General features: G+C 39.6%; 12 protein-coding genes. 10 read left to right on the top strand and 2 right to left on the bottom strand.

Annotated features, from left to right (window positions below; translation table 11 throughout):
* Both RH40_RS18695 and RH40_RS18690 read left to right on the top strand, forming a co-directional pair.
* On the top strand, nucleotides 1–310 hold a 310-nt coding region (locus RH40_RS18695), incomplete at its 5' end, for a leucine-rich repeat domain-containing protein (RefSeq protein WP_009603262.1).
* Nucleotides 311–520: 210 nt separating this feature from the next.
* Nucleotides 521–1375, top strand: coding sequence for an N-acetylmuramoyl-L-alanine amidase-like domain-containing protein (locus RH40_RS18690; RefSeq protein ID WP_009603261.1), 855 nt, complete (start codon nucleotides 521–523; stop codon nucleotides 1373–1375).
* Nucleotides 1376–1501: 126 nt separating this feature from the next.
* Here the strand turns inward: RH40_RS18690 and RH40_RS18685 are convergent, their stop codons facing one another.
* Complete coding sequence (locus RH40_RS18685) at nucleotides 1502–3457, bottom strand: S8 family serine peptidase (RefSeq protein ID WP_009603260.1); 1956 nt, start codon at nucleotides 3455–3457, stop codon at nucleotides 1502–1504.
* 448 nt (nucleotides 3458–3905) lie between these two features.
* Between RH40_RS18685 and RH40_RS18680 the strand changes: the two genes are divergently transcribed.
* The 8 genes from RH40_RS18680 to RH40_RS18645 all read left to right on the top strand — a co-directional run bounded on the left by RH40_RS18680 (nucleotide 3906) and on the right by RH40_RS18645 (nucleotide 11460).
* Nucleotides 3906–4310 carry a hypothetical protein gene (locus RH40_RS18680; protein WP_139056913.1) on the top strand — a complete coding sequence of 135 codons (405 nt, stop codon included), beginning with the start codon at nucleotides 3906–3908 and terminating at the stop codon, nucleotides 4308–4310.
* Nucleotides 4311–4735: 425 nt separating this feature from the next.
* Complete coding sequence (locus RH40_RS18675) at nucleotides 4736–5128, top strand: (deoxy)nucleoside triphosphate pyrophosphohydrolase (RefSeq protein ID WP_009603258.1); 393 nt, start codon at nucleotides 4736–4738, stop codon at nucleotides 5126–5128.
* Between the two features lie 10 nt (nucleotides 5129–5138).
* Complete coding sequence (locus RH40_RS18670) at nucleotides 5139–7991, top strand: DEAD/DEAH box helicase (RefSeq protein ID WP_241209911.1); 2853 nt, start codon at nucleotides 5139–5141, stop codon at nucleotides 7989–7991.
* A 183-nt stretch (nucleotides 7992–8174) separates the two neighbouring features.
* On the top strand, nucleotides 8175–9137 hold the full coding sequence (locus tag RH40_RS18665) for a hypothetical protein (protein ID WP_009603256.1): 963 nt from the start codon (nucleotides 8175–8177) through the stop codon (nucleotides 9135–9137).
* A 131-nt stretch (nucleotides 9138–9268) separates the two neighbouring features.
* Entirely contained in the window at nucleotides 9269–9469 is a 201-nt protein-coding gene (locus RH40_RS18660; protein ID WP_009603255.1) for a helix-turn-helix transcriptional regulator, read from the top strand.
* On the top strand, nucleotides 9462–9950 hold the full coding sequence (locus RH40_RS18655) for a helix-turn-helix domain-containing protein (protein ID WP_009603254.1): 489 nt from the start codon (nucleotides 9462–9464) through the stop codon (nucleotides 9948–9950). Before RH40_RS18660 ends, RH40_RS18655 begins: the two co-directional genes overlap by 8 nt.
* A complete protein-coding gene (locus tag RH40_RS18650) occupies nucleotides 9940–11037 on the top strand; it encodes a tyrosine-type recombinase/integrase (RefSeq protein WP_009603253.1) in 1098 nt (365 codons plus the stop codon). The genes RH40_RS18655 and RH40_RS18650 overlap by 11 nt, the downstream gene beginning before the upstream one ends.
* Before the next feature lie 99 nt (nucleotides 11038–11136).
* On the top strand, nucleotides 11137–11460 hold the full coding sequence (locus tag RH40_RS18645) for a hypothetical protein (protein ID WP_009603252.1): 324 nt from the start codon (nucleotides 11137–11139) through the stop codon (nucleotides 11458–11460).
* A gap of 79 nt (nucleotides 11461–11539) precedes the next feature.
* Here the strand turns inward: RH40_RS18645 and RH40_RS18640 are convergent, their stop codons facing one another.
* Entirely contained in the window at nucleotides 11540–11926 is a 387-nt protein-coding gene (locus tag RH40_RS18640) for a hypothetical protein (protein WP_009603251.1), read from the bottom strand.
* Between the last annotated feature and the right edge of the window lie 5 nt (nucleotides 11927–11931).

Genomic DNA, 11931 nt, shown 5'->3' with positions numbered 1-11931 from the left:
TAAAGTTGTCGTGTCCTATGGTGGAGCAAAAAAGGACATTATTATTCCAGATTCGGTGACCACCATTGGGGATAAGGCGTTCGGTAATTACGAACTTACCAGCGTGACTATTCCAGACTCGGTGAGCTTCATTGGGGAGGAGGCGTTCAAGTTCAACGAGCTCACCAGCGTGACTATCCCAGATTCGGTGACCATCATTGGGGATAGGGCGTTCAAGTTCAATAAGCTCACTAGCGTGACTATCCCTAATTCGGTGACTACGATTGGCAATCAGGCGTTTGGTGATAGTGTAAAAATTAAGAGAAATTAACAGTTAAACTGGTTCTGTCACAAATCTAGTTAGAGGTGTGGCAGACCTATCCAACAGATACTATTTTTTAGTGTGTGCCCTGAATTTTCTCTTCATTCATCATTTAAATAATAATTATTTAAATAAATAACAATAAAAGTGTGATTTATTTCACATTTTATCAGTTTTGATGTAACGTGTACTACTGATACCCACTGGTAGTAGTCACGCATGAAAAAAGCCTTATATAAATCAAAAAAAATGCCCGTTCTCGCTCTTTTGCTTCTTGGAGCCTATCCTGCTGTTTCACTTCTAGGAGCGTCCTCTCCTTCTGTTTCACTGACACCTCCAGTGAAAATGTTTGATACTTACGCCACATTCTATCAGCAAGCGCAATCAGAATTAGAGCATATTTTTCAATTAGACCCATCTGAAAACAGTGAGAGAATTCGCTTATTTTCCTCCCTTTTTATGGATGTACCCTATGTCCGAAATCGATTAATTGGCAGCAGTACAACAGAAGAACAATTGGTGATTGATTTTGGTGCTCTTGACTGTTTTACGTACCTCGATTACGTAGAGGCATTAAGAAAATCAAATGATCTCAATGAGTTTCGACAAAAATTAATCGAAACGCGCTATGTTAAAAATGACGTTAGTTACTTGACTAGAAGGCACTTTTTCTCTGATTGGGTGAGTGAAAATACGCCAAATGCACAGGACGTAACGGGGACTTTGACAGATGAAACGCAATTAGTCAGCAAAACCCTTAACCAAGCTAAAGATGGTAAGGTCTACATAACAGGGTTACACCCAAAGGAAAGGGATATAACGTATATCCCTGCCGATAAAATTAATGACAATGTTATATCGAATTTGCAGGATGGGGACTATATCGGCATTTATGCTCATACTGAGGGACTAGACGTCTCACACACTGGGTTGTTCTTTAACACTCCAAAAGGGCCTGTGCTGCGTAATGCCTCATCAAAATCCACTAATATGAAGGTTGTCGACTCTCCTTTTATCGAATATGTAAAAGATACGCCAGGAATTGTCGTCTATCGAGCAATCGACCGATCATAAAGGCAAAGCTCATTTTACTCTCTGAATATTACTGCATTAGTTGGATAGATAAATAGACTGATAAATAGTCAGGACATACGCCTTCAGAGATCTTTTGGTGTGTGTCCTGAATTTTCTCTCTAGGTATTACCTACATGACGATACCGGAATTAACTCGGTATTTGATGCGAGCGAGAGGGTATCGGCGCTAAATTCCAGCATATTCTTAGCTTCAATCTCAAGACATAAGTCGGTCTGCTCTTTGGTTTGCACTTGCAAGACATTATGGAGCCCTTTGCTTCTATCTGATTCTATCACCTGTTTATTGTTGTCGTTGTAGAGAGTCATATCGACAGCGAGCAGCTTACTGGCGCTATCAAAGTTTTGGTGTTCCCAGACTAATGTCGCTTTAAAATTAGAGACTGGATTGACGATTCGATATGATTTCGTTTGAGATCCAGAATTTAACTCAAATTGCTTGGCGTTTTGGTATTCCTTATACGCTTGAGTCATTTCCATATATCCCCATCCGCGAGAGGGGCACCAGTGACCATTAGAATCGCAGTACTGGGGTAAGTCTTCTTTTAAAACGTGTTGTGAATGGTTATCTGAACTATTAATAAGCACAGCTTTAACGATGGGCGAGAACTTTTTGTATTGGCTGTCTCTTGTTTCCTCCAAGGCTTGTCTTACCAATACAGTAGCGCCAGCAACATGTGGAGAGGCCAGACTGGTACCAGAGGATATGCGAGTAATGGTAGCCGGATCGTATTCCTTGTATTTTTTTGCAGTGAAGCGATCTTTATAAGGACCATGATAAGTATACGCATTCGGGTCTGGCGCAGCGGTTCGTGTTTGATGCCCCGGTGCTGCGATATCGGGTTTACGGCGACCATCAGTGGTAGGGCCGCGACTGCTTGTGCTGCGTATTGAGTGTTTCGCTCTGTCTGTGGTTTTTTCAGTCGGCCCACCAGATAAAGTGGTATCGACGTTGGCTACGGTCAAGCCATTGTAGTTATCGCCGGGCATAGAGAGTGAATAAGGCTGGGGCTTTTTGGATTGCTCTTTATTCGGATATTTTGAACCATCATTGCCGGCTGATTTGGCAAAGAGAAAATCATTTTCAAAGCTGACCGCATCAAAGTACCTTGCCCAAAACGACCATGTTTGCCATTGGCTCATCACACCACTTTTGGCTGGCATTAGTATGCGTCCATTGCCAAAACTGTAGTTAAGAGACACGATATTGTAGTCTTTTAAATAAGTTAAAGTAGACATTGTCAGGTTGGCAGATTTAAGATCTTTGATGATTTTGGCCATTTCACCATCACCTTCTGGAGTAAGGGCGTCCTCGGCAGAACCTGCGTACCCACTGATAAGGTCAGCGTCTTTGGCGATCCCCTTGTGTGGGCCAATCGAAGGGTTGCCCGCCAGAGCTCCAGCAACGGCAGTGCCGTGTGCACTTCTCAGATGACGGCTGCCTTCCGTTTTGAGCCATTCTCTTCTCATTAGCCAGTTATAGCTCTTGTCGTTACTTTGGTCACTGCCAAGAATGGTCACGTTTTTATTTAGAAATGCGGGATGGTCACTATCGGTACCACTATCGAGTAAGGCGGCCACATAGCCATTCCCCGTGATCCCATTGTCCCAGAAACTATTGATAGGCGCACCACCGGGCTGTGTTTCTGAGCGTGATAACAATAGTGATTCCACATTAATATCAAGCTCTTCTTTTCCGGAGTGGATAGGTATTATAAGGCTTAAACTTCTATTTTTTCTCTTAAAATCTTTTGTGAACGAGGAGCTTGAAGGGAATGGGCCGACTAAAAATGTGTAGTCAGAGGCATAATAGCGGGTATAAAGATCAGCGTGTTGTGTGTATTCTTCCAGCCCTTTGAGCTCATTTAATGCCTTGGCAGTCCTAATCAATCTCGACTCAACATCTTGAATATCACCTTCGGATGTACCGCTTTTGAACACAAATCCAGTCACAACCCATGATTCTGGATTCAAAGTTTGGTGACGCTTTTTTTCTTTACACCCAGAGAGCATAAGGCTCGCAATCAGTATTACTGCAAGCAATGAGATGTTTTTTGGTTTCATATTGCTTCTTACTCTTATTGTTTTTCTTGCGCGAAGGACAATATGAAAGACTGCCTAGTTCTTTGTCAGTTTGTGTTAGATTTTTACCGAATTGTGTAAAGAAACTGTGTGAATTATCATTTGATGAAGCTAACAGGGAGTATGTTGCTAAAAGTCTTACTCTCCATCACTTCTAGCTGACCGGGGACACTGTGCTTCCTCCAGTTTTATATGCGGAGTTTTTTATTTGTGTCCTCAAATTTCTGAACTTTTTTCTAAAATTACGCATCGTAAGTTTCCGAACTCCCATGGTATTAAATATTGAAAGCTCACAACATTAAATTTAATAATTGCAATTGGCACACCTTCACCGGATAAATTTGTCACAAACTATTGATTGCAAGCTTTTTTATTGATGGAGGTTTCGGCTTAATGAACGAATTTCTTTACCTAATCGAAACATTTCCCTATGAATAAAATACAATTGGATGAATATATGAAATTGAGCTTTTTAAAAGTAGCAGTTCTTAGTGTGTGTTTAACTTGTACTTCACCTGCATTTGCAAACTATCCATTGAAAACATGCCTCCAGGGGGCGATTGAGACTGCAAAGTCGGCATGGTCAGATACGTGGGAAACAGACCCAGATGATGGCATTTTTAGGCCGGCACGCCAGCTTATGATACTTGGTATGTTGAGTGAAAAGTTAGATTCTTTTTTTGGCGAAGACATGTCCACTTTTATTTCTGAGGCTTCAAAAACTATTGAACCTCTGATTGTACGTGAATATCCAGACACGGTACTAGAGGAGCTTGAAAAAGTCGTTTTTCCTATTGCGGGTACATGCTCGGCATATTTTTATACAGATTTCTAAAGTCGGCTTTTTTACAAAACGGAGGATATTGTTGAGGGACCCGATTTGAGTGCCTAAGAATTGTTTATTCTCATCAATATTTCTGTATAAGTACCTAAATCCAAATAACAAAAAGGCCGCTACCCAGAGAGTTAGCGGCCTTTCCAAACGTTTGGTGGGCTGGCGTAAGTTGAATTAATCCATTAAATTGTTGTTTAATAATCACATTGTTTGGTTTGATTTTTATTGATGTACCTTACGGTGTACCTATTCATAATCGGTAAACTATCACTTTAGTAAAATTCTTTCTCTAATCCCTATGTTATGGCTTCAATATCTAAGATCTATTGTGATTGTTTTGGTTATAGATGGCTGTCCTCGCTGATTTTTTCTGACGTTTATTTTAGAATGTGACTCAATATCCCGACTCATGAGAGTAAACTGAGATGAAAAAAATTGAGGTTGTAGCTGCGATTATTCAGCATGATGATAAGACATTATGTGTTCAAAGAGGCCCTGCGAAATTTGATTACATTCACCATAAATTTGAATTTCCCGGTGGGAAAGTTGAGTCTGGTGAGACAGGTGAGCAAGCAATCATTCGAGAATTACAGGAAGAATTGCGCCTTGATATATCTAAAGCTGATTATTTCATGACAGTTGATCACACCTATCCAGATTTTCACATTACGATGCATGGCTATATTTGTCCTGTGGAAAGTCGTGAGATTGTGCTTACTGAGCACATTGATGCTCAGTGGTTATCAATTAATGAACTACCCCAATTAGATTGGGCTGCTGCTGATATTCCTTTTGTAGAAAAGCTAATGGCTGAGTGAGGAGAAATCAGTGAATAGTGTAATGTCTGTAGCTAGTGTATCTAATACTCATAATAATCTGGTTTTAAATAATGAATCAGACAATTTTTACAATGAGTTACGTCGTTCATTTGATGAGTGTAAATGCTTTTATATTAACGTAGCCTTTGTTTCTTTTAGCGGACTACAGATTTTACTCGATATTCTAAAGGAAGCTGATGATAAAGGAGTTAAGGGTAAAGTCGTTACCTCAACCTACCTCAATTTCACAGATCCTAAAGCACTAAACAAGCTTCGTACTTTTAGTAATATTGAGCTTAGACTATTTATTGCAAAACCAAATCGAGGGTTCCATCCCAAGGGTTATATTTTTGAATACGCTAATGAAACCAAAGTTATAGTCGGTTCATCAAATATCACACAAAGCGCCTTAAAAAGTAATATAGAGTGGAATGTTGCTACAGTTGCAAGCGCTGATGACGGCTTTATCGTATCGGTTATCGATGAGTTTAATGAGATTTGGGCTCATTCGGTGCAAGTGACAGATGACGTAATTGAACAGTACAGCTCATTTTTAAAAAGTCTCGCGACGCCCAAAAGTGGTTCACAGCAATTTGTGTTGGGGGATACCAAAATTGAACCTAATACAATGCAAGCTGAAGCTCTACAAAATCTTCAAAGGTTGCGAGAACACGGTGAAAAAAAAGCATTAGCTATAGCGGCAACAGGAAGCGGAAAAACATACATGGCCGCTTTTGATGTTCGTAAAGTGGCTCCTAGTAGAATGCTATTTATTGTCCACCGCGAAGAAATCCTATTGGACGCGAGAAGCTCGTTTGCTCGCGTGATGGGGGTAAATGAGGATAAGTTTGGTATTTTAAGTGGTAATCAAAAAAATTGGGATTGTGATTATCTTTTCGCTACTAATCTGTCACTACTAAATTACCTTGAACGTTTCACACCGGATGCTTTTGATTATATTGTTATTGATGAAGCGCACCATGTTAGTAGTGAGACCTATCAAAAAGTTCTAGCGCACTTCAAGCCTCAATTTCTCTTGGGGATGACAGCCACGCCTGAGCGCGGGGATGCACAGTCCATATATGAAAATTTTGACGATAATATTGCGGTTGAAATTCGTCTGCGTGATGCACTAGATGCTGATTTGATTGCTCCATTTCATTACTTTGGCATAACAGAAGCTGAGAGTGTTGATTATCAAGGCATAAATCTTAAAGATATTAATGCAGTAGCGAAGTTACTCCAAACCAATAGACGAGTTGATCACATTGTCGATAGGATGAATTTTTACGGTTACGATGGTGATTTCTGTAAGGCAGTTGGGTTTTGTGTCAATGTTGAACATGCTCGATATATGTCTGAAGAGTTTAATAAAATTGGAATAACTGCCTGTTATCTAAATAGCGAAACACCACGAGACGAACGGCAAAACGCGATAAAAAGGCTATCTAGTGATAGCGATCCACTTCAAGTTATTTTCACTGTTGATCTATTCAATGAAGGGGTAGATATACCGTCGATCAATCTTGTTTTGATGCTTAGGCCCACATCTTCACCAATTGTCTTTATTCAGCAGTTGGGGCGTGGGTTACGTAAACATGAAAGCAAGACCTTCCTAACGGTACTGGACTTTATTGGTAACCATAACAAAGCATTCTTAATGGCGATCGCGTTATGTGGTAGCCGTTTTTATGACAAGGATAGTTTGAAAGTAGCAGTCAAAAAGGATTTTTCATCGATCCCGGGTTGTACTCACATTCAATTAGACCCAATCAGTAAAGAACAAATTCTGCGCCAGATTGAAGATGAAAACTTCAATTCAATGAAATATTTAAAAGAAGAGTACCTCAACTTTAAGCTTGACCTAGGCAATCGTATTCCAACTCTCATGGATTATAACGTAGTCGATGGTGCGCCAGACCCAATTCGCTACATTAAAAAGGAACGTTCATATTTAAACTTTCTATCAAAGGTAGAGAAAAATGAACCATCCATAATGCCTCTTATTGCTAATAATACCCATGATAAGTACCAGCGTTATCTTGATGGTTGTTTGCCACTGAAGAGACCTCATGATTTCATCATTATTCGCTATTTGATGGACAATGAAACGATCACGCTTGGTAAAGCTCGATATGAAACAGAGCGATATTTAAGTTCTGTTGATGACCAAACATTGAGGCATGCTTTTGAGCATATAAACGGTAACTTTTTTGATTCACGTGAAAAGAAAACTTGGCCGTGTTTTGCTCAGTTAATCGAAAGTGAGGGTGAGCTGACATTAGAAAGAACTCTGGAATTTAAACACTTATTGAGCCAATCATTATCGTATAAATGGTTAGTTACCAGTATTGAGTATGGTTTGGAGTGTTATGCCAACGATTTTGGATCTGATGACTACGGTCTTCCTAGTCTGCGCTTATATCAGCAGTACAATATGCGAGATGTTGCATTAGTTGCGAATGCGCGTAAAACACATAGCTCATATCGTGGGACAGGAGTGCTACGAGAAGGCGATGACTTCTTTTTCTTCGTTGATTTACACAAAGAAGAAGGTGCAATCGACTATAAAGATAAGTTTATAAATAATAGACAGTTTCAGTGGGATAGCCCGGGAGGCTGTTCACCAAAAAGTAAACAAGGTGATGCCATAATCAATCACCAGCAGAAGGGTTTTAGACTTCACCTGTTTGTAAGGAAGTTTAAAGAGTTAGATGGTGTTACTGAGCCATATGTTTATATCGGCAAGGGTGATGTCATTAGCCATGAAGGAGAGAGGCCGATTAACTTTCAACTAGCATTGCACGATCAGGTTCCTCAAGGTGTTTATGACGAATTTACAATCGATACAGTTAACGATTAGTTATTTTAAAGGTATTTGGTTGTTTTGTATTCGCCATATGAATGGTTTTCTTTTAACAAAGATCCATTTGGCCTTTTACCGTATGAAGTTTAATCAAACGATATTGAATCATCCCAAACGTTGTTGAACGTCGTTTGTAACATTTTATAATGACAGCTTGTTCAATTGAAAAGGATATATTTAATGAACAAGCTGCTCTCATGCAGGAAGTATCTATCCCTCCAGGAAACTCAAGATTACCTCGCCAAAGCTCTAGAAGAATCGGTCTCTTTGCAAGACATCTATGGTTTGATTTTAGATGGTCTTCTTACTCTCTCTATCCGGTTAATAGCCCAAGAGCCAGCTCTTAAAGGAAAATTTATCAAAAGGGAAGAAACAGAAACTAAAAAGCTAACTACTGAATTTACTGATGTGCCATCATCTGGATTAGGCGATTTTTTGATTGAGCATAGTCAAGATAAACAATTTGTTCATGACCAATGTTTACATCATATTGATGGGGTTTGGGATACTCTGATGATAGGAGCTATGCCTAGCGTGATTTCCCAATTACGTAATCAACATGGTGACCCTGTGATGCTAGATAATTCTCCTGGGTTAAGTGGCAACATATACCTCATCCGTGACGAAGAAGTAGGCGTATTACTGCAAAGGTCTTTACTCTCAGAAGCAGAAAAGACAGCAGAGATTCGGCATTTACTTAGCCCTATGGCGGCATATTATGGTTGGACTGTTGATGAACTAAGGAGTTTTAGTGAGATAGATCTATTTATGAGGGTTGGTAAGGATATCCAAGAGGAGAGAGAGCGGATCATTGATAGCGTACAAAACCTTTCTGTTTATGACCTTCGAAACTATAAAACAGCCACCAAATTTTCAGGTCCCCATGAATATGTCATCAAAACAGAGGAAATTACTCGCTTTATTGGCGATATGGAATGCGAGAAGGCCGATCAACCCTTGTCAACTAAACAGCGTAATTCTTACCTCTACCTTATCAGCGGGCTTCTTAAAGAACTCAAAATAAACGCCTCAGATAGAGGTGTCGCTGTTGCTATTCAATTGATATTGGAGAATGCAGGCCACAAGCTTTCTGAAAATACTATTCGCTCTATCCTCCGTGAAGTGTCTGATATTGAACATTAACTAATCCATATATAGAGTCCTTTAAGTCATACAGAAAACGCAATTGAGTATGTTAAATTCTCAATTGCGTTTTCTTCATCCTATCCAGAACTAATCTCAAGGTATCTTTTAAGAGACCAAGAGGTTTTTTTATGTCGTACAAAGTTATTCGATTACCTGAAGTTATTGATATGACTGGTCTATCTCGCAGCACCATCTATTTGCGAATGTCTAAAGGAACTTTCCCCCGATCTATTTCACTAGGGCAACGAGCAGTTGGATGGTTAAAAGCCGATATTGAAAAATGGCTCGATGCTTGTGTCTCAGCATCTAAGGCGGTTGATAATGACTAAACGTAATTCACCTAATTGTATAAAGAGTAATCGTAATTACACCGTTATTGATGTTAGTGAAGCGCTCGGCGTTCACCCTAAAACCGTGCGTAATTGGCTTCGTGTTGGTTTACCAGTCGTGGATGATAAACGGCCACTTCTGATAAATGGTGCAGACTTGAAGGTTTACCTCAAACAAAAACGCAAAGCAGTGATGTTTGAATGTAAAGAGCACGAGATGTGCTGTTTTCGGTGTAAACAAGCAGTGAAACCAAATGTTGAATCAGTGAATTTTATCGCTAAAGCCGCAGGGATGGCCCACATGACGGGCTTGTGTGATGAGTGTGGATGTCGAATGAATAAGTATGTTTCTTGGCGCAAAGTGAATGATATTTGGCTTGAACTCGAGGGTAAATTACCGATAGCGGAAAAACACTTAATCCTAAGAGGGCAAAACCTCTTAAATTGTCCTTTCAATGGAGTTTTTAGTGATGAAAAGTAACAGTACCAATAATGCACGAATTATCTATGAGTTTACCAAGTATCTAAAGGAGGCCAAGCGCTTAGATGACTTAACTATTGATGGTACTTTGAAGTCAGTTAATCGCTTTGAGGAATATACGGGTTATATAGATTTTAAGAAGTTTAGGGCGAAACATGCAATTGGGTTCAAAAAACACCTTCTCAGCAAAAAGTCTATTGTAACAGGTGAAGTATTAAGCAAGGCAACTGTGTTGACAGCCATTCGCCACTTAAAAATGTTCTTCCAATATTTGGTTACGCAAAAAGGATACAGAGCAAAAATTAACTACAGTGATATTGAATATTTTAACTTATCAGAAAAAGACACGCGTATCGCCAACGCAAAGCGCAGGAGAAACGTAGCCACGATAGAACAGATCAACCGAACCTTGGAACTCATGCCTTACTCGACGCCTATTGAAATGCGTGATAGAGCTTTAATGGCATTCGTTATCTTAACAGGAGCAAGAGACGGGGCGGTCGCCTCGGCAAAGATAAAGCACATTGACCTTGTTGAACAGAGCTTTTATCAGGACGCAAGAGATGTTAATACAAAGTTCAGTAAAACATTCACAACATACTTTTTTCCTGTCGGAGAATTGCCATTAAAGATTTTTAGCGAATGGATTGATTATTTGGTTCAAGAGCTTGGTTTTACGCAAAGCTCACCATTGTTTCCCAAGACTAAGTTGGCACACAACCGCAATCAGCAGTTTGAGGCTATTGGTTTACTTGAAGAGCACTGGAGCAATGCGAGCCCAATCCGCAAATCTTTTGCAAAGGCTTTTGAAGCTGCGGGTTTGCCTTACTTTAACCCTCATAGTTTCCGAAATACGTTGGTGCGATTAGGTGAAAGGCTTTGCCAAACGCCTGAAGAGTTCAAAGCATGGAGCCAAAATTTAGGGCATGAGAGTATGCAGACTAGTTTTTACAGCTATGGTTATGTGCCTGATTACAAGCAAGCTGAGATACTCAAAAAATTAGCAGAGCCAGCCCCAGCAATTAGTGAGGATGATGCAGCTCTTTTTCAAAGAATGTTAGCTGATGCTAGGAAAAAAGGCATTTAACTGACCGTTATTAAATGAGCTGGTGTAGGTTTCTTTCGCTTATGCCGGCTTTTCTTTGTAGAGGGTCGCACCTGTGGTTAATACTGATTGAGTTTCATAATGATTAGTGCAACATGGGTTGAAGGTAAGTACGGAAAAATTCCGTCGATAAAGTTGTTATGCTTTTTATTGGAGTGGGTTATGTATAAAGAAAAACTAGGTATACCTCAAGAGCACGAACTCGTGAGAACGAGTAGTAAAAGTGAACAGCGTAAAGGGCGCGATACTGATATTTATAGCTACGATGAAAAAAATTCATGTGGAGAATTGATTGCGAAATATGTTGTACGTGACAGTATGAGTATTTACCCTCCCCAGTCAACTACGGTTTCATATGTAAAGTATGACGTTAGTGGTAAAGAGATTGGTTCGGGAAATTTATAAAAGAGGTAAAGGTATAGATTTCTAAAAATAAGGATTAAACTCCACAAAGCTAGTTTCTAATCCTTACCTTACCGTGGTTTTACATTCTAGTGACACATTCTAATGCTTTTTGAACATTGGTTCTTAGCTCTGTCATATCAATAGGGGTGCTAACAGTTTTTACACCATCAGCGTGGTGATATGCACCCGTATATTCATTTAAATCTTCGATGTCCTCGAAAGTCTCATCGTCAATATAAAAGATATCATCTTGATTATCTTTTCTACTTCTCACTTTTCCGATAAGCGTTCCCAAATACTCATTAGGTGAGAATGTGTTCGGATCTGACATGTAGATTTTCGCTTCAAGTATGGTTCTGATTCTTCTTATAGCATCAGGCTTTATTTCTGAATCGTCTGATGTTACTTCGAGCGTTTGAGTAGTCAAATTAACTATTTGCCCATTTAAAGCTTCAAAGTACTTCATAATAT

Origin of the sequence: Vibrio caribbeanicus ATCC BAA-2122, assembly GCF_000165125.1 — a bacterium.
In the GTDB taxonomy this organism is placed as follows: domain Bacteria; phylum Pseudomonadota; class Gammaproteobacteria; order Enterobacterales; family Vibrionaceae; genus Vibrio; species Vibrio caribbeanicus.
This window is presented reverse-complemented; position numbering and strand designations above follow the sequence as displayed.